Origin of the sequence: Acaryochloris thomasi RCC1774, from assembly GCF_003231495.1 — a bacterium.
Classification (GTDB): Bacteria; Cyanobacteriota; Cyanobacteriia; order Thermosynechococcales; family Thermosynechococcaceae; genus RCC1774.
Genome location: NZ_PQWO01000005.1, coordinates 89,858 through 107,804, shown reverse-complemented (window position 1 = coordinate 107,804; position 17,947 = coordinate 89,858). Strand labels below are relative to the sequence as shown.

20 protein-coding genes and 1 pseudogene are annotated in these 17,947 nt (G+C 50.1%); 14 read left to right on the top strand and 7 right to left on the bottom strand.

The genetic code is table 11. The annotated features are described in order from the left end of the window. Positions 1 to 24: 24 nt before the first annotated feature. The 6 genes and pseudogenes from C1752_RS09975 to C1752_RS09950 all read left to right on the top strand — a co-directional run bounded on the left by C1752_RS09975 (position 25) and on the right by C1752_RS09950 (position 5,035). Positions 25 to 1,223 (top strand): annotated as a pseudogene (locus C1752_RS09975) (agmatinase family protein). Next, positions 1,223 to 1,603 (top strand): hydrogenase maturation nickel metallochaperone HypA, encoded by a 381-nt coding sequence (gene hypA, locus C1752_RS09970; protein ID WP_110985923.1) that lies wholly within the window; start codon positions 1,223 to 1,225, stop codon positions 1,601 to 1,603. Before C1752_RS09975 ends, hypA begins: the two are co-directional and overlap by 1 nt. Beyond that, the gene (gene hypB / locus C1752_RS09965) at positions 1,587 to 2,282 is read left to right on the top strand and encodes a hydrogenase nickel incorporation protein HypB (protein WP_110985922.1); all 696 of its coding nucleotides are present in this window, start codon (positions 1,587 to 1,589) and stop codon (positions 2,280 to 2,282) included. Before hypA ends, hypB begins: the two co-directional genes overlap by 17 nt. Before the next feature lie 43 nt (positions 2,283 to 2,325). Further along, on the top strand, positions 2,326 to 3,354 hold the full coding sequence (locus C1752_RS09960; RefSeq protein ID WP_110985921.1) for an ABC transporter substrate-binding protein: 1,029 nt from the start codon (positions 2,326 to 2,328) through the stop codon (positions 3,352 to 3,354). Positions 3,355 to 3,423: 69 nt separating this feature from the next. Then, positions 3,424 to 4,260 carry an ABC transporter permease gene (locus tag C1752_RS09955; RefSeq protein ID WP_110985920.1) on the top strand — a complete coding sequence of 279 codons (837 nt, stop codon included), beginning with the start codon at positions 3,424 to 3,426 and terminating at the stop codon, positions 4,258 to 4,260. A gap of 4 nt (positions 4,261 to 4,264) precedes the next feature. Further along, positions 4,265 to 5,035: an ABC transporter ATP-binding protein gene (locus C1752_RS09950; RefSeq protein WP_110985919.1), complete on the top strand. Its 771-nt coding sequence runs from the start codon at positions 4,265 to 4,267 to the stop codon at positions 5,033 to 5,035. Between the two features lie 321 nt (positions 5,036 to 5,356). On the opposite strand, the gene C1752_RS28385 is transcribed toward C1752_RS09950, so the two are convergent. After that, positions 5,357 to 5,542, bottom strand: a complete 186-nt coding sequence (locus C1752_RS28385; protein WP_158535057.1) for a DUF4278 domain-containing protein — start codon at positions 5,540 to 5,542, stop codon at positions 5,357 to 5,359. Between the two features lie 306 nt (positions 5,543 to 5,848). Here C1752_RS28385 and C1752_RS09940 point away from each other — a divergent pair, with 306 nt between their 5' ends. From C1752_RS09940 to C1752_RS30240, 5 genes are all read left to right on the top strand, one after another. Then, positions 5,849 to 6,121, top strand: a complete 273-nt coding sequence (locus tag C1752_RS09940) for a hypothetical protein (RefSeq protein WP_110985917.1) — start codon at positions 5,849 to 5,851, stop codon at positions 6,119 to 6,121. A 220-nt stretch (positions 6,122 to 6,341) separates the two neighbouring features. Further along, positions 6,342 to 6,590, top strand: coding sequence for an NblD family protein (nblD, locus tag C1752_RS09935; RefSeq protein ID WP_110985916.1), 249 nt, complete (start codon positions 6,342 to 6,344; stop codon positions 6,588 to 6,590). Positions 6,591 to 6,735: 145 nt separating this feature from the next. Continuing rightward, positions 6,736 to 7,818 carry a photosystem II reaction center subunit D1 gene (gene psbA / locus C1752_RS09930; protein ID WP_110985915.1) on the top strand — a complete coding sequence of 361 codons (1,083 nt, stop codon included), beginning with the start codon at positions 6,736 to 6,738 and terminating at the stop codon, positions 7,816 to 7,818. Between the two features lie 702 nt (positions 7,819 to 8,520). Next, the gene (locus tag C1752_RS09925) at positions 8,521 to 8,757 is read left to right on the top strand and encodes a type II toxin-antitoxin system HicB family antitoxin (protein ID WP_110985914.1); all 237 of its coding nucleotides are present in this window, start codon (positions 8,521 to 8,523) and stop codon (positions 8,755 to 8,757) included. Then, a complete protein-coding gene (locus tag C1752_RS30240; RefSeq protein ID WP_110985913.1) occupies positions 8,750 to 8,989 on the top strand; it encodes a type II toxin-antitoxin system HicA family toxin in 240 nt (79 codons plus the stop codon). Before C1752_RS09925 ends, C1752_RS30240 begins: the two co-directional genes overlap by 8 nt. A gap of 51 nt (positions 8,990 to 9,040) precedes the next feature. On the opposite strand, the gene C1752_RS09915 is transcribed toward C1752_RS30240, so the two are convergent. Continuing rightward, a complete protein-coding gene (locus C1752_RS09915) occupies positions 9,041 to 9,463 on the bottom strand; it encodes a type II toxin-antitoxin system VapC family toxin (RefSeq protein ID WP_233501497.1) in 423 nt (140 codons plus the stop codon). Further along, entirely contained in the window at positions 9,460 to 9,702 is a 243-nt protein-coding gene (locus C1752_RS09910) for a type II toxin-antitoxin system prevent-host-death family antitoxin (protein WP_110985911.1), read from the bottom strand. Before C1752_RS09910 ends, C1752_RS09915 begins: the two co-directional genes overlap by 4 nt. A 68-nt stretch (positions 9,703 to 9,770) precedes the next feature. Here C1752_RS09910 and C1752_RS09905 point away from each other — a divergent pair, with 68 nt between their 5' ends. Continuing rightward, on the top strand, positions 9,771 to 10,475 hold the full coding sequence (locus C1752_RS09905) for a Type 1 glutamine amidotransferase-like domain-containing protein (RefSeq protein ID WP_110985910.1): 705 nt from the start codon (positions 9,771 to 9,773) through the stop codon (positions 10,473 to 10,475). A gap of 75 nt (positions 10,476 to 10,550) precedes the next feature. Here the strand turns inward: C1752_RS09905 and C1752_RS09900 are convergent, their stop codons facing one another. From C1752_RS09900 to C1752_RS09885, 4 genes are all read right to left on the bottom strand, one after another. Beyond that, complete coding sequence (locus C1752_RS09900; protein ID WP_110985909.1) at positions 10,551 to 11,240, bottom strand: tetratricopeptide repeat protein; 690 nt, start codon at positions 11,238 to 11,240, stop codon at positions 10,551 to 10,553. 144 nt (positions 11,241 to 11,384) lie between these two features. Then, the gene (locus C1752_RS09895) at positions 11,385 to 13,589 is read right to left on the bottom strand and encodes a DUF6851 domain-containing protein (RefSeq protein ID WP_407061215.1); all 2,205 of its coding nucleotides are present in this window, start codon (positions 13,587 to 13,589) and stop codon (positions 11,385 to 11,387) included. A gap of 487 nt (positions 13,590 to 14,076) precedes the next feature. Further along, positions 14,077 to 15,294 (bottom strand): ABC transporter permease, encoded by a 1,218-nt coding sequence (locus C1752_RS09890; protein ID WP_110985908.1) that lies wholly within the window; start codon positions 15,292 to 15,294, stop codon positions 14,077 to 14,079. After that, entirely contained in the window at positions 15,294 to 16,739 is a 1,446-nt protein-coding gene (locus C1752_RS09885; protein WP_110985907.1) for an efflux RND transporter periplasmic adaptor subunit, read from the bottom strand. Before C1752_RS09885 ends, C1752_RS09890 begins: the two co-directional genes overlap by 1 nt. A 192-nt stretch (positions 16,740 to 16,931) precedes the next feature. Between C1752_RS09885 and C1752_RS09880 the strand changes: the two genes are divergently transcribed. Both C1752_RS09880 and C1752_RS09875 read left to right on the top strand, forming a co-directional pair. Then, entirely contained in the window at positions 16,932 to 17,372 is a 441-nt protein-coding gene (locus C1752_RS09880; RefSeq protein WP_110985906.1) for a response regulator, read from the top strand. A gap of 98 nt (positions 17,373 to 17,470) precedes the next feature. Beyond that, a complete protein-coding gene (locus C1752_RS09875; protein ID WP_110985905.1) occupies positions 17,471 to 17,947 on the top strand; it encodes a response regulator in 477 nt (158 codons plus the stop codon).

The following is a 17,947-nucleotide window of genomic DNA, read 5'->3' as shown; positions in this document are numbered from 1 at the left end:
CTTTGACCTACTGACGGATGAATCATGACTGACGATCCTTTATTCCAACAACCCGATGCTGTTTTTCAACCGGGCGAGAGCGTTGCTGAACAGGCTCTAGAACGAGAATCCCGACTGCCGCTGACCGGATGGCAGCAAGAAGTGGATCAAGGGCTGCAGTTTGGCTTAGAGGCGGCTGAAAGCATTCGCGATCGCACTATCCCCACCTTCTCTCGCGGTGAACTGCCCCACTACGCAGGCATCAATACCTTTCTCAAGGCTCCCTATCTAGAAGTGTCCGCAAAGTCGGCAACTACGACGTCGCTATTGTCGGCGTTCCCCACGACTCCGGCACCACCTATCGACCCGGCACCCGCTTCGGTCCCCAAGGTATACGACGTATATCAGCGTTGTATACGCCATACAATTTTGAACTGGGCGTCGATCTCAGAGAGCAAATTACTCTCTGCGATGTTGGGGATATCTTTACCATCCCTGCGAACAACGAAAAGTCTTTCGATCAGATTTCTAAGGGCATTGCTCACATCTTTAGTTCTGGCGCGTTCCCAATCATTTTGGGGGGCGACCACTCCATTGGCTTCCCCACCATTCGAGGCGTTTGCCGTCACCTAGGCGATCTAAAAGTGGGCATCATTCACTTCGATCGCCACGTTGATACCCAAGAGACCGATCTCGACGAACGGATGCACACCTGTCCTTGGTTCCACGCTACCAACATGGCCAATGCGCCAGCCAAGAACCTGGTGCAGCTTGGGATTGGCGGCTGGCAGGTGCCCCGCCAGGGCGTCAAAGTCTGCCGTGAGCGGGCCACCAATATTCTGACCGTGACCGACATCATGGAAATGGGCATGGATGCCGCCGTAGACTTTGCCCTTGAGCGTGCCCTAGACGGTACCGACTGCGTCTATATTAGCTTTGATATTGACTGTATTGATGCAGGCTTTGTCCCCGGTACGGGCTGGCCGGAACCAGGCGGTCTGATGCCCCGTGAAGCGCTGTACATGCTGGGCAAAATTGTCCAAAATGCCCCCGTTTGCGGTCTGGAAATCGTTGAGGTGTCCCCGCCCTATGACGTCAGCGATATGACCTCGTTAATGGCGACCCGCGTCATCTGTGACACGATGGCTCACTTAGTCACCTCTGGTCAGTTGCCTCGACCTGAGAAGGCAGCCTACATTCACGAGCAGGCCAATATGTCTGTTGGTATGGGTGACTGGCGGTAATGCACGAGACGGATATGACCAAGGCTCTGCTCATGACGGTCACGGACTGGTGGGAAAGCCAGCCTGAGCGACCGGAGGTGAGTAAGGTTCATCTCGTAGTGGGCCGATTCACCTGCGTGGAGCCGGTGAGTCTCCAGTTTGCCTACGAGGTGCAGACTCGAGGCACCTTTTTAGAGAATACCGAACTGGTGATTCGCGAGACGCCGCTGATTGCCTTTTGTCATTCTTGTGAGCAGGAATACTCCCCTGAAATAGGTCTGCAATATGCCTGCCCTGACTGCAAAGCCCCAATGGACGATATCCGCTCGGGGCGGGAGCTAAAGATTGATCGCATCGAATACTGTACCGATTCGGAACAAACCTATGCACCAAACCGTTGATGCGGCGCTGGGGATTAACCTCCTCCATGCCAACCAAGAAGGGGCCGATCACAATCGTGTCCATTTTGATGAATGGGGTGTGACTTGCCTAAACCTGATGAGCAGTCCCGGTGCTGGCAAGACAGTCCTGCTGGAGAAAACCCTAGCTGCACTGCGCCCCGAACTCAAAATTGCGGTGATCGAGGGTGATATGACGACTGAACTGGATGCAGACCGCCTTAGACAATATGATGTGCCCGTTATTGCCATTAATACGGGTCGCTCTTGTCATTTAGATGCCAAGATGGTCGCCGGGGGAATTCATCAGCTCAAGCAAGATCATCGACCCACCGATCTAGACCTGGTGCTGGTGGAAAATGTGGGTAACTTAGTCTGTCCCGCTGAGTTTGAAGTCGGCGAACATGCCAAGGTAGCACTGCTCAGCGTCACAGAAGGGGAAGACAAGCCGCTGAAATATCCGGTGATGTTTCAGGCGGCAGATTGTTTGCTGATTACTAAAATTGATTTGGCACCGTACCTTGACATTGAGATTGAGCGCATTGTTGCTAATGTGCGACAGCTTAATCCCCGTGTGAAAGTTATTCCGGTCTCGGCGCAGTCGGGTGATGGGTTAGAGAGGTGGTTTGACTGGTTGCGATCGCAAGTCAGAAGCCGTAAACCGGCCCATCAATCAGCATAGTGGTTTAATTTCACATCGTATCAATTCAATCTAAGGAAAGCCTATGAAGCGGCGTAGCTTTTTATCTATCTGTACTCTTTTTCTATGTAGCTTGCTGTTGACGGTGAGCTGTACCCAAACGCCATCTGGTAATGCGCCCGCTGGTGACGGTGGCTCCCCTGTGGTGATTGGCTACAGTAGCTGGCCGGGCTGGTGGCCTTGGGTGATTGCTGAACAAGAAGGACTCTTTGAAAAGAACGGGGCTAACGTCGAACTCAAATGGTTTGATGGTTATCTACAGTCGATGGAAGCCTTTGCTGCAGGTCAACTAGACGGCAACACCCAAACGCTCAATGACACAATTTCTTTCGCTGCCGATTCGACCAATGGTCAAGTAGTGGTGCTTGTAAACGATAACTCTGATGGCAATGACAAAATTATTGTTACAGAGGAAATCAATAGTATTCAAGATCTGAAAGGGAGAAAAGTTGCCGTTGAAGAAGGCGTTGTTGACGACTTTTTGCTGACCTTAGGGCTAGAAGAAGAGGGGATGAAGCGCGAGGACGTCGAAATTGTTCCCCTAGAGACAGGTAAAGCGGCAGCGGCATTTGTTGCAGGTCAGGTGGACGCAGTGGGTGCATTCCCGCCCTTCTGGCTGACGGCCCTTCAACGAGAGGGGAGTAAAGAGCTCTTCTCTTCAGCACAGTTTCCAGGGGCGATTCCTGACTTGCTGACCGTGAGCCAAAAGCTGATCGATGAGCGCCCTGATCAGGTACAGGCGCTTGTGAATACTTGGTTTGATATCCGAGCCTTCATGGAAGAAAATCCTGAAGAAGCGGACAAGATATTGTCAGAGCGTGCCGGGGTGTCGCCGGAAGAATTCGAGAAGTTCAATGAAGGGACGCGCTTTTTCACGATTGAAGATAATCTCGAAGCCTTCAGCGACGGAGACAACATGAAGCATATGCCCTTCGCTGCGGAGCGGATGACGAAGTTTATGGTGGATGTTGGCTTTATTCCTGAAGGTCCAGACTTGACGAAGATCTTCGACGATACCTTTGTCAAAGCTTATGCTGAACAGAACAAGGGCTAGTTAGGCTGATTGGCTATTTGATATTGGGCGGGCATTAGCCTGCCCATTGATCATTTTGTAGGCACCTCCATGATCTCTCACCCGACCTCAGCGCCAGACACTAAATTAGAAGGACTTCGGCCCACCGTTTTTTGGCGCATCGTTGATGATATTCCGATCGGTCTTAAGTGGTTTTTGATTGCACTATCGTTTCTAGTGCCTTTGATACTCTGGTGGGGTCTTTCTAGCGCGGGTTTTGTTGATCCAAAGTTTTTGCCCTCTCCTGCCAAGGTGATTGAAGCGTTCGGTACGCTTTGGGAGAAGGGATACTTGCTCAAAGATACGACTGCAAGCTGTTTTCGAGTGGGTGGTGGATTTCTACTGGCTGCGGTTCTCTCAGTTCCGATTGGAATTGGTATGGGGACATTTCCCAGCATCAGGGCACTTTTGGAACCCATCATTGGCTTTGTCCGCTATATGCCAGCTCCAGCCTTTATCCCACTCCTGATCATTTATCTCGGTTTAGATGAACCGCCTAAAATTGCGCTAATTTTCATTGGCACCGTTTTCTTCAATATTTTGATGATTATGGATGCGGTGAAGTTTGTGCCCAAAGAACTGATTGAAACGACGTATACTCTGGGCGGGCGTCAGCGGCAAGTGCTGATGCAGGTGATTACGCCCTATGTCATGCCTAAAATTATCGACGCCTTCCGGGTGAACATGGCTGCATCATGGAATTTAGTGGTGATTGCAGAGCTGGTGGCAGCTACCGAAGGTCTCGGGAAGCGGGTGGAGCTGGCGCAGCGATTTTTTCGCACTGACGAAATTTTTGCCCTGCTGCTGATCCTGGGCTTGATTGGCTTTTGTTTGGATCTGTTTTTCCGCTGGTTGCTGAACATATCCTGTAAGTGGGCGGTGGATTAGGGCCATGCATTTAGAAATTACGGATCTCTATAAGTCATTCCCCACCCAGCAAGGTTCGCTTTCGGTTCTCGAAGCAATCAATCTCCATGTTGAAACCGGCGAGTTTGTCTGCGTGGTGGGTGCCTCTGGTTCAGGTAAGTCAACGCTATTGCGCATGGTCGCTGGGCTAGATCTGCCAACCACTGGCTTGATTACCGTCGATGATAAAACAGTGGTAGGTCCTGGACCCGATCGCGGGATGGTGTTTCAACGCTACACGCTTTATCCCTGGATGACGGTGGCAAAAAATGTAGAGTTTGGTCTGAAGCTTCAGGGCTTTTCTCAGAAAGAGCGGCGAGATCGAGTAGCCTATTACTTAGATGTTGTAGGTTTGACGGCGTTTGCAAAGGCGCTACCTAGAGAATTGTCGGGGGGGATGAAGCAGCGAGTTGCTATAGCCCGTGCCCTAGCCTGCCAGCCCAAAATCTTGTTAATGGACGAGCCGTTTGGGGCTTTGGACGTCCAAACAAAAGAGACCATGCAGCAGTTCTTGCTTAATCTGTGGCGACAGACCGGCACCTCAATTTTGATGATCACCCATGACGTGGGCGAAGCCGTCTTTCTCTCCCAGCGGGTTTATGTACTTACCGCTCGTCCCGGTATGGTCCAGCGCGAAATTGCCGTGGATTTGCCAAGCGAACGCACTTACCTTGTCAAACGAGAATCCAAATTTCAACAATATCAAGATGAAATCATGGATTTACTCCGCACGACTGAAGCAGCGCCGCTCGCTTAGGTCGCTGCTGGTGCTGGTTTTGGTTTCTGCATGGTCTATCTCTACGCCCAGTGTGGGCCGTCTGGTCTCTCTTCTATAGCCGTCGCCAGCAGCGCGGCTTCGGCAGACATAGCTTTCAATCGCTTTGATGTCCTAATCAATATGTCGAAGGCTATACGTGCAGACATAAACCATCAGAGGTTTGAGCTTTCTGTGATGCCTGTGAGTTTATGCTGTTCAGTCCTTTCCTCGCTCCCTTCTATAAAAACACCCCCATAGACACTCATCACTGAGAGTCCAAAGAGGTGCAGATGGTTTATTTTGCGGAGGAAATTGAATTTTTTAGTGAGCAGCTAGTTGAATGCCTCGATAGATCATTTGGCCGAGTAATTCATCAAGACCTTCAGTCACCTGTGGCAACGTGATTTGTGTAGAGATGCCGTGATACAGCCCTTGAACTGTCCCTTGAGAAGAGACTTCTACAGGGTCAGGAGCATGGTAAGAAATGCCGCGATAGGTGAGTTGCATCGTTGTCTCCGTAGGTTGATTGAGGTGTGCTGCTCTCTTAACTAGGCTGATAATCCAATAATCCAGAAGCTGCCGCCGTGATCTACGCCCTACCCCCTCGTGATCATCATCACGTTGCCCATAGCCTGGAGAAAAACTGCTCCACATATGTGGAGTGGAGGTAGAGAAGCCTCATGAGATAGTGGCCTCTAGGCTCTTCTAGACACAATCCATTACCACAAGAACCACAAATAAAAATACCATTTGACATTAACGTTACAACTTGTTACATTATTGATACAAAGCGTTACACAAAGGGATTTATTTATGACTTCCGCTACTTCTACTGCTCAACAGTATTCCGTTGCTAACGAACTCATCCCTGCTGAGGCAGCAGCACGCCTCAAGCGGTCAGAGGGTTTTCCTATGCCTCGCGTCTTTGGTGGCACCGTTGACCAAGAGGGTCTAGCCAATAACTATGCAGTCGGACCTACAAGTTCCGCTGCTGAGAAAACTTCAGTCAAGACACGAGCATGGCAAGCCGTAGCATTTGCGGCTGTCACCTGGATTCCAGTCTCTATTGCAATTCTCGTTAGCTAGTCCATTTCGACTTGAGAATTACCTTATGGCCCTTCTAGGGTTATAGGTAACGCGACTGAATCTTGCATTTGATTCAGAAAGCTCCCCCAGTGCATACAGCTTGTATGAACTGGGGGTTCCTCAATTAAGCGCTGAAGGATCTATCTATATAGAAGGGAAAAGGTCTCACCCCTTATCCTTGTGTAAATAAAGCTGACGTATCGGTCGAGTAAAGGAACTCATGAATCCACAAGATAATCAGACCCTTGAAACTTGCCCCGCCTGTAACGTTTCCATCACAGCAGACGAAAAAGTAAATTTTGCAGTGGGTCAGCCAGGGACGCGGGCCAAGCTCTACGCCAGAGTCTGTCAGTTCAATCAGAAGCCAGGATGCATCAACCAACAGCCTGAACTCATCGGCGAGAAGACAGAAGATGATGATTTTAGGTCAGCAGAAGACTTGATTATCCCCGGCATCCACGACACCTAAAATTGACTCGAATTGTTAAGAGAATTAGAAGAATACGCTCAAACGCCCTTGTAATGGGAGGCAGAGTCTGTTACATTAGTTAACAAGAGCGACACATCATATTCACCCCGTCGTTCATTACATACCCATTACCCGCACTTATATTATGACAACTGTTCTACAACGTCGCGAAAGCGGCAGCGCCTGGGAGCGCTTTTGTAGCTGGATCACAAGCACCGATAACCGTTTATACATCGGTTGGTTCGGCGTATTGATGATTCCTACGCTCCTCGCTGCGACTACTTGTTTCGTCATCGCCTTTATTGGCGCCCCTCCCGTCGACATCGACGGCATCCGTGAGCCAGTCGCTGGTTCACTCATGTACGGCAACAACATCATCACCGGTGCAGTTGTTCCTTCCTCTAACGCTATTGGCCTCCACTTCTACCCTATCTGGGAAGCAGCTTCACTCGATGAGTGGCTGTACAACGGTGGTCCTTACCAGCTCATCTGCTTTCACTTCTTGATTGCAATCTGCTGCTGGATGGGTCGTCAGTGGGAATACTCTTACCGCCTCGGCATGCGTCCTTGGATCTGTGTTGCATATTCTGCTCCAGTATCCGCTGCCTTTGCAGTATTCTTCATCTACCCATTGGGTCAGGGTTCCTTCTCTGATGGTATGCCTCTCGGTATTTCTGGAACCTTCAACTTCATGTTTGTCTTCCAGGCAGAGCACAACATTCTGATGCACCCTTTCCACATGTTGGGAGTTGCTGGTGTCTTCGGTGGTTCACTGTTCTCCGCGATGCACGGTTCACTCGTTACTTCTACTCTCATCCGTGAGACAACTGAAGTTGAGTCAGCTAACTACGGTTACAAATTCGGTCAAGAAGAAGAGACTTACAACATCGTTGCAGCCCACGGCTACTTCGGTCGGTTGATCTTCCAATACGCTTCCTTCAACAACAGCCGCGCACTGCACTTCTTCTTGGGTGCATGGCCGGTGATTGGAATCTGGTTTACTGCAATGGGCATCAGCACCATGGCTTTCAACCTCAACGGTTTCAACTTCAACCACTCCATCGTTGATTCAAGCGGCAACGTGATCAACACTTGGGCCGATGTTCTGAACAGAGCTAACCTTGGTTTTGAAGTCATGCACGAGCGCAACGCTCACAACTTCCCTCTGGACCTAGCGTCGATGGAATCCACTACTGTTGCTCTGACTGCTCCAGTCATCAATGGCTAATCACGCAAGTCTAATGAAATGACCTAACGAAAGTTAGCTCAATAATTAGATAGTGATTATAAAAGCGCCCTCAATGTTGAGGGCGCTTTTATAGGCTATTTATATTGATGTGTTAGCTCTTAAGGTTTCTATATGCGTGACAGTAGCGAGGGAATGATTGAACTGCTCAACGTCTCCAAAAAGGACGAGGGCTATTTCTTAACTATCTCTGTACCGAAAAACCTACAGCGGAGACACTTTAGCTTCGGAGTTACGTCCAATACTTACTCTGCCTTGTGTAGAATTTTTGATTCCCGTCCTCTAGATCGCCTGACAGGCTTGAGATATCGATACTTTTGGAATGGTTCGACGAGTGGAAAAATAGAGATAAATATATTCTTGGGGATTAGATGCGAGGTGGGACAAGATGGGAAAAGTATAGATTTTGACGTTCCTCATGCTCTTGCAGCAAATCTAAGATGGTTCCATGAGCTTGAAAAATTTGATGAAGCTGAGCATCTCGAGACAAAAGTAAGTAGGCAAGCATAACTAGACTTGACACTATCAAGCCCACAAAGCCCTACTCTGAAAACATCTCAGGATATTTCTATCTTAAAGATAAATCAGCCAGCCTACTTATAATTGTCTACCTCATTGCAGTACATCTGATTCTCCCCGGTGCCACTGCTAGAATCAGCTTAGTATCCCTGGAATAAATCTGAAGTGAGTCATCTACAACAAAACATTCACGCCATTATTCGACCTGGTGAAGAGCAAGGATATTTTGCTGAATGCATGGAAATATCAGTTGTTACGCAGGGTTTGACACTGGATGAAGTTTCAAAGAATTTAAGTGAAGCCGTTAGCTTACATCTTGAGGATGCAGACGCTACAGAGTTTGGCTTAGTAGCCCAGCCGTCTCTGGCTGTTACCTTTGAACTGCAGCCAGAGTATGCCTAAATTCAAGCAGCTACCAGGGCCAGAAGTCGTCAAGATACTTGAAATATTCGGTTTTAAGATCCACAGTCAACGTGGCAGTCATATCAAAATGCGGCGCGTAACCGAGATAGGCAAAGAGACTTTGACCATTCCTAATCATAAGCAGCTAGATACTGGAACATGCAGGGCCATTTTTAAGCAGGCTAGTCAGTATATTCCAGCTACAGAGCTGTCGAAATATTTCCATATATGAGCACATGATCTTTTGCGTTTTCTGTTAGGGGGCAATGAGAATAAGATTGCGCTAATCTCCACTCCAAGGATTCACGAGCATTACCCCCGTCGGCTCAAAGTCAGAAATGTTTCGTGTCATCACCTTTAGGCCATGATGTTGAGCTGTTGAGGCAATCAGCCCATCACCAGTAGGGATGATTCGCCCTTTTCTCTGAGCGTTTGCCGTAATTTCTCCCCAAATTTTTACCACCTCAAGATCGACGGGTAGAAGACGATCTGAATAATTCTTTTCCAGCTTGTGGATCCAGGTTAAAAGCTCCTGTTTACGTTTACTCGCCTCAAGTAATGCAATCCCCTTCGTAATTTCACCTATGGAAATCACGCTGATGAATAGATCTTGACTGGCTAGAGTAGATACTGCGATCTTGACCCCCTCATCACAATTGGGATGTCTCAACTCAGATAAAACGCAAGTATCGAGCAGTGTGCTCACAATTCTACATCTCGCATGGGGGAGCGATCTCGTTCTAGCTCAATTCCCTCTAGACTGGGACCGTCCTGCAGCAAAAAGTCTTTAAAGCTAGGCTTTGTACCAGTTAATAGTTCATAGTCATGCTCAGCTAACACAACCACAACATCATTCCGACGTTTTACTTTTTGAGGCCCTTCCGAAAGTGCAAGGTTGACCAACTCACTGAATTTATTCTTTGCCTCTGCTAGTCGCCATTCCATTATTCATTACTCATCTAGCTAATCTAGCTATATTATGGCAGATGAATACTGTTGGTTAAATTGTGATCATGACTCAAGGTCAGATTATTGCCATTGGCGGCGGCGGCCTCTGCGAGAAGGCTAAAGCCGGTCTTGATACCTATGTTCTTGAGCAGAGTCAAACCAGCCAACCGAAGATCGGCTTTCTAGGAACCGCCAGCGGAGACTCAGATAGCGCTTGCCTAAAGTTCTATTCCCGCTTTTCCAAACTCAACTGTCAGCCCTCGCACCTCACCTTTTTCCACCGGACACCCAATCTCGCTGCTTGGGTCCAACAGCAGGACATTATTTATGTAGGGGGTGGCAATACCCTTACGATGTTGGCGATTTGGGAAGTCTGGAGCCTAGTCCCCCTATTGAAAGAGGCCGTTCAGAACGGAACTGTTCTCGCAGGCATTAGTGCAGGTGCTGTTTGCTGGTTTGAATGCGGTGTTACAGATGCCAGAGCGGGCGGGCTAGGTCTTATCAAGTGCCTCGACTTCATCTCCGGGAGTTGTTGTCCTCATTATTCTGCCGATGAAGCACGTCAGCCAACTTTTGAAGAACATGTGGCAACGGGCAAACTCCCCCCTGGCATTGCTATTGATGATGGTGCTGCCGTTCATTTTGTGGATGGTGAGCTGCAGCGGATTATCTCTGGTCGTGAAAATGCAGCCGCATACAACGTTGTCCCAACTGCGGATGGGGCGACTTCTCAGTTGATTGAAAGCGCTGAAGTTCTTCGCTTGGTTTAGTGGCTTTGAAAAGAGACGACGAATAGCGTTGAGAGAGCTATACCCGACCCGAGAGAGAGTCTGCCCAGGCAAACATCAACTGATAATGGGCTTGAAGGCTTGCTCTAGTTCTCGGAGACTCCTTTGAATGACGCGAGTGGCTTTTGTATCACCTTGAGCTTTAAAAAGTGATTCTGCTTGGTGATAGTCTGCCATTGCGCCGTCGTATTCTTTAAGAAGAGCTTGGGAACGACCTCGATTGTAATAAGCCTTGGCATTCTCAGGTTCCAGGCGAATGGCTTGGGTAAAATCTGTAATTGCACTGAGGTAATCTTGCTGCTTCTGTTTCGCGTAGCCCCGGTTATTGTACATATCGGAATCTTGCGGATCGAGCTGAATCGCCAAGTTATAGTCTGCGATCGCACCGGCATAGTTCTGTAACTGGGCCTTTAAGTTGCCTCGATTGTAGTAAGGCCAAGAAAACCCTGGATCAAGCTGGATGGCCTGAGCATAGTTTGCGATCGCATCTTTACTGTTTTTAAGTGTGCCGTGGGCATTGCCCCGTGCATTGTAAGCCTTTGCATCTCTGGGATTGAGCTGAATGGCTTGACTGAAGTTTGCGATCGCATCTCCATACTTCTCTTGCTCGTGATCAGACAACCCCCGATTGAAATAGAGCCGAGCATCCTGGCTGTCAGGGCCTCGTCGTTCTAGAACTTCAGCGGCAACAGGAAGCAGCGGAGTGCTGAAGCCAAGAACAATACCGAACGTTAGATATTTCAGCATGTGCAGGTGCCAATGATGGATGAAAAGCAGAAAAGCATGCCCAACCTAACCTTTCTTCAGAGAAAAATCTATCGTGGTGGGTCGATAAAAAGCGCGGGTGATCCTATGGTCACCCGCGCTGATGAAAGTTTATTCCTGCTGATATCAGGTGACTGAATCGCTAGGAATTCTAGTGAAACCTGAGAAGTCAGCGGCGGCTAAAAACTGATCTTCTGTTAATTGAGAAGAGGAAACCCGTCTAAGAATGGCCAGGTCTTCTCCCGTTTCGGTGACGCCTAGAACCGTGTTGCGGCCCCGGCGAGAGATATCGAGGTCATCAAAGGTTAACCCGTCCACTAAGCCGATGAAGTCAGTGCCTACCTTGAAATCAAAGACGACATCTTTGCCGTCGCCGTTGCCGAAGATAAAGCCATCACGTCCCCGACCGCCGAACAGAACATCATTGCCCTGATCGCCCATCAGGATGTCATCAGCGCTGCCGCCCTTGAGGACGTCACGATCGTGGCCACCCGTCAGGTAATCCCGTCCGGTGCCGCCCAGCAAAGCATCCCGACCGCTGCCGCCACTTAGAGAATCGCTGCCCTGTCCGCCGAAGATCACATCACGCCCATCGCCCCCAAGTGCCCGATCATTGCCGCGACGAGCCCAGATGACATCATTGCCACCGAGACCCACGATGCGGTCATCCCCACTAGTGCCGCGTAAAAAGTCACGGCGCTCGGTACCGGTAATGGAGTTGACGGCTTGGCCTCCGTTAATAAAAAGCAGGGTCTGATCGAGGACAGAGCGACCGACTTGGCGACCCAATGCTCGACCATTAAGGTCACCGTCATCGAAGTGAATGCCACCATAAATCCGAGAAATTCCGGCTTCGTCGGCTGCCGTCGTGAAAGTATTCCAGTCTAGGGTTGTTTCATCCCCTGGCGTGAGACCTGGCTCAAACCGTGATTCACCGGGTGCAAAGGTGACAGACCCGCCGAAGGAATCACTGCCCGTAAACAACTTCAAGATTTCGGCACCGGAAGCGCTGAAGGCGCTGTGTCCTGAGGTGTATTCAGCAAACGGAGGTGACGGGTCTGTGCCGGGGGTTTGATAGGTGATGAAGTCTGTCGCCAGTATTCTTTGGGTGCCTTCACCGGGGCCTGCCCAAGCATCAACGGCAAAGCCACCCAGGTCTGCATCAAATTCGCCGATCAGGCCGAGTTCACCGAGATCGCGGATTGCGCGAACCGGACGGGCGTAGTCGTAGAACGTTTTGGCTTCCCAGGTAGTCACGCCCGCGTCGAAGACAGCATTGCCAAGTCCGAAGAACAGTTGAGCATCGGTGTCGAGGCTGTTGTTGTCGCGGGCTGAAACAAACTGCCCGAAAGTCATCCAGGTGCCGGGAGGGAATGAAGTCCCGCCGCCGTCTTCCCAAAATTCAGCAACCAGCTTTTCCTCATCGGTTAGATTGGCACTGACTTCGACGACTCTCTCGGCTTGCTCAATAAAGCCAGGGTTAATAACGGTACCAATCAGGTCTTTGCTAATGGGGAGTACCGTGCCGTCGGCTAGCGTAATGGTTTTGGCTTCGAGATCGACGGTTCCCCCAACGCCGTCAACCAAAAAGGGTTCAGGGGCTTCGGGGCGAAGCTGATCGCCGGAGTCTAGGCTGAAGGGGGTGACATCACCCCACTGGGGCGTTAGGAATTGTTGGGTTCGAAGTTCTTCTCCGGGGGCCGCGTCAATGGGAACGCTCTCGGGGGTCCAGCGTTCGATGTCAATGCTTTCGCCCGTATTGTTGAAGGGGGTGTATCCACTGTTGTCAGAGTAGGGAGTACCCAGCGTGCCGTTCGGATCGTTACCGAGCTGATTTGAGCCATCCGTACGGCGAAACTCTAGAAGCGCTTCTGCTGATACATTTCCAATCCCGGCAGCGGTGGTGGTGTCGGTGGTGGTATTGCTGGGGTCAAAGCCCAATTCAGCCATCAAGGCGTCAAAGCTAGCAATCTCTTCAGGAAAAAGATCGGTGAGTACGCGATAGGCGGCGTAACTCATGGCCTCTGTTTTGTTTTCGACGGTGTTGGCTGAGGCGGACTGCTGCAGGTCATCGCCCAGTTGGGTTGCGATCGCAACGGGGTCATAGGCTGCCCAAGCGTCAAACATGGCCGTGTGCAACATACCGTAGGCGCGGGATGCGACCGTTGGACCTGGAGCGCCATTGATCACCGCTAGCTGCACGGCCCGGTCCCAGAGGACAGAAACAGTAGGGGAATCATCGTCAACCGTCACCAGTTGTGTAACGGGATCGAGAATGAGTTCGGGTAATGCCTCATCACTCAGCGGTGCTGCTGTCTGTGTGCTGCCCAACGATCTGAAAGCGGAGGGTGGCTGAATGACGGATGCCAAACCTAAAGAACCGTTCTGACTCACTTCAGTACGAAGGAGTGGCTGTTGTATTGAGCTTGAAGGCTCCGTAGGCACATCAGGTTCTTGCTGTATGAAGCTGTAACGCTCAGAAAATAAGCTTTTCTGTGCCTTAAACTCTCGAAGCTGATCGAGTATGCTTTGATTGTTCACGATACCTATACCTTAAAAAACTCATTTACCTTTGTTGCTGCACGAAATCATGTCGCAACACGTCAGTTTGATTTTTGCATAGAAAAATCTTTTTTTTAGCATCGTTACGAACTTGACTATCTATGCTCCCAAGTGTATGGATTAATACGTCAGCGCTACCAAAAGTTTGTTTCTGTGCTTGGTCAATCGATAAGAATGGCCAAACCTAGTTCAAAAGATCAGCACCAAAGCGGTTTCCGAGCCTCATCTCCTATAGACCCACTTGTAGAGAATCTGATTAGGCGCTGCGGAGCGCGACAATGGGATCCATCCTGGCGGCGCGACGGGCGGGCACGACGCCGAAGAAGAGACCAATGCCGCCGGAAACGCTGACTGCCATAACCACGGCAGGGATTGAAATGCCCGTCTCTAAGGGTGTGAAGGCTCCTACTACGAGGGTGCCGCCGACGCCAACTGCGGTCCCGATCAGGCCGCCTGCCGCTGAGAGAATGATGGCTTCAATCATGAACTGCACCAAAATATCCTGCTGTGAAGCGCCAATGGCTTTCCGCAGGCCAATTTCTTGAATGCGCTCGGTCACAGAAACCAACATGATATTCATAATGCCGATGCCGCCGACCAAGAGCGAGATGCTGGCAATGGCGGCGAGCATAACGGTTAAGGCACCGCTGACGTTGCCAATAATTTCGAGGGCCTGCTTTTGCGATCGCACCGTGAAATCATCTTCATCGATTATCTTGTGCCGGAGCCGCAGCAGGTTGCGAATCTGGAACTGTGCGGCTGGAATACTGGCCTGATTGCGGGCAGAAACCGAAATAAAAGTGAGCTGAGTCCCGAAGGGAGAAGTGGAACCTGACAGCCGATCCGCCATCACCGACAGCGGAATAAAAATGACGTCATCTTGACTGGAGCCAAGGAAAGAACCTTTCGTCTCCATAATTCCCACGATTTGAAAACTGAGGTTGTTGAGCCGCAGTTGTTTGCCTAGGGGATTTGTGCTGCCAAAGACTTTATCTACGACATCAGAGCCAATGACGGCTATAGGATTGCCGCGTTTAACATCGAGAGCCGTAATAAATCGCCCCTGAGCGACGTCATGGTCGCGCACCGCAGCATAATTTTCGTCGGTGCCCGTCACTGAAATGCTGGTATTGACGTTTCCGTATACAACAGAAAGCTGCTCTTGAATTTGCGGAGCAACCCCCTGGACCGTTGGAACTTGAGTCCTAATCGCTTCGGCATCGGCCAGAACAAGAGTCTTGGGAACCTCAAAGGTGCGCCGCCTTGCTCTGTCGCTACCGGGGACAATAAATAGAGAATTAGGACCGAGTGATTCAAACTGCCCAGCTGCATATTTCTCTGCTCCTTGCCCGACAGCAATCATCGAAATCACGGAGGCGTTGCCAATAATCATGCCCAGCATGGTCAAGCTGCTGCGGAGCCGATTGGCAATCAGGGTGGCCCCGGCCATCTTAACGCTCTCAACAATATCCATTATTCTGCCTCACTGTCCTCCGGCTCTACGCCCTCCGGGAAGTCGATGAAGACACGCTCGCCCGGTTCTACGCCATCTAAAATCTGGGTTTTGTCAGCAACAGAGGTGCCGATGGTGACGGGCTTGAATTCTGGTTTGTCGTCCTCGTCAGGGAGATAGACACCGGCTTGGCCCTTTTGGGTTGCGATCGCAACCGTCGGCACCACCACCGCATCATCTACCTTGTCACCCAAAAAGGTGAGGTCTGTATTCATCCCTGATAGCAGCTGGTCCTGTCCGCTCAGCAGTGATATACGCACCTCAAATGACGTGACATTTTGATCCACAACCGCTTCAGGAGAGACCAGACGAACCCGTCCTGTAAAGGTTTTTTCGGGATAGGCATCAGCTCTGATTTCGACCTGCTGGCCAGGTCTAACCTTGCCAATATCGATTTCCGGCACCTTCGCGACCACCTCTAACTCTCTTGCCAGCGACACAATAGAAGCTGACGTTGAAGATAGGGTGGAAGATGCTGAGGTCGTGGGGGTGACAAAAGCGCCCACGGAGGCAAACTTCTGCGTGATAATCCCTGCAAACGGGGCGCGAATGTCTGTATCTCGAAATTGATTTTCAACGATTCGCAAGCGACCCTCAGCTTCTCGAGTCGCGGCAACAGCTTGCGCAATTTCTTCGGGACGTGTGCCCTGTTGAGATAAACGGAACGCTTGCTGAGCCTCTTGAACGCTGGCAACAGACTGCTGGACCTCTCTCTCCGTCTCGTTTTGGACCCTCTGGAGCCGCATTCTAGCCTCTCGCAGCATTGCCTGGGCATTCTGATTGTCTGCAATGACTTCATCCACACGATCGCGCGTTTCAGCCCCAGCCTCCGCTAAGCCCTGATAGCGGTCCACCCGCTTTTGGGAGAGTTTTGCCATGGATTCAGCGGCTGCGACTTGACTGCTGGCTTCGGCCACTGCCTCTGGGCGACGATCTCGGCGGCGTGCCAATTCGGCCTGCGCTTGAGACATCCGAGCCTGTGCCTGCGCCACCTCTTCAACCCGATTTCCGGCCCGTAGCTCTGCCAATCTTGCCTGAGCTTGAGCGACAGAAGCTCGGGCTTGAATAATCTGCCCTTCTAAGTCGCGGCGATCCATGCGAGCAATCACTTGACCCTGCTCAACCTGATCGCCCTGCTCAACGAGAAGCTGCGCTACAACGCCTGCGACCTTAGGGCTGAGATTGACGTTCTGAGCAGGAATCAGCGTTCCGCTGGCAGCGATCCGAAGCGTTAAACTTTCTGATTTGACGGGAACTGTTAGCTGATTGAGATCAATATCGCCAGATGCACTCTGGCCGATCACATATACTCCTGAGACTCCAAGCACAATTCCTGCTCCCATCAAGCCCAACAGCCACATCGGAGGCTTCGGTCTATGGGTAAGCGGTTGCTGAATCGGGACCATGAAACCTAAATCTTTAACATTTATTAACTCTACACATCATTGTAACGATAACAGTCCTGCATCTGCCGAATATTTCTCACTGTAGTTCGGTCTCAGGGATTGTAAAGAAAACCTGATAGAACAAAGCTGAACTACAATCATTAATAGATCGCATTGAGTCAATCTGAATCCTTGCTAAGTAGTTGAGTCATAATGACATCCCGTAATTTTCAAGTTCTGTTAGTTGAAGATGATCCCGGTGATGCTGAACTCACTCGCATTGGTCTAGCTCGCACTGGGGCTGCCCTAGACCTTAACGTGGTGGGTAATGGACAGGATGCACTTAGTTATCTACGCAATGAGGGTCAGTATGCCAACGTACAACGCCCCAACTTAATTCTTTTAGATTTGAATTTACCTGGCCTGAGCGGCAAAGAAGTTTTACAGACTGTCAAACAAGAAAAAAATTTCAAGTCAATTCCTGTGGTTGTGTTGACAACCTCAGATGCAGATGAAGATATCTTGGGGACCTATGCACTGGGAGCTAATTGCTACGTAAGGAAGCCGAGCGACCTGGATCAGTTTATGCAAATGGTTGAGCAAGTCCAGCACTTCTGGCTCACGACTGCCGAGCTACCGTTGCAGAATGAATGATTTTTTCACCACCCTATTGTCAGCAAGGTAAGACTCCCTGATCTAAGCGGGCACACTGAATGTAGTCGATCATTTCAGGCTGTCTGAAAATAGAATTTATGCACCCGCTAGGCAAACTTAAGTCAGTTCTCTTAATAGACGATGATGGAGCTGACAACTACATTCATCGTATTCATCTTGAGTCGTCTGGCTTAATCGAAACGGTTCATGAATTCCTCTACGCTGATGAGGCACTGGAATATTTGCAGGCCAGTGATCATGAAGCTGTCGATCTAATCTTTTTAGATATCCACCTGCCTCGCATGGATGGCTTTGAGTTTCTAAGGGCTTGTCGTGATCTCAAGGTTTCTAGGCAGACAGAAGTTGTTTTATTAGCAACGCATTTGTCCCCTCATGTTCTTGAGCAGATCGCGCAATTTCCAGAAATCTTGACTAGCTGTTCTAAGCCACTGACAAAGACATGTGCCGACGATATTCTTAAGTTCGTTCTACAGTCCAATAGGCGTCAAAGCGATCCAGCTCTTACGAACACCACGGAGACACAAGCTATGGTGTTGCCGAACTTCTTAGCTTAA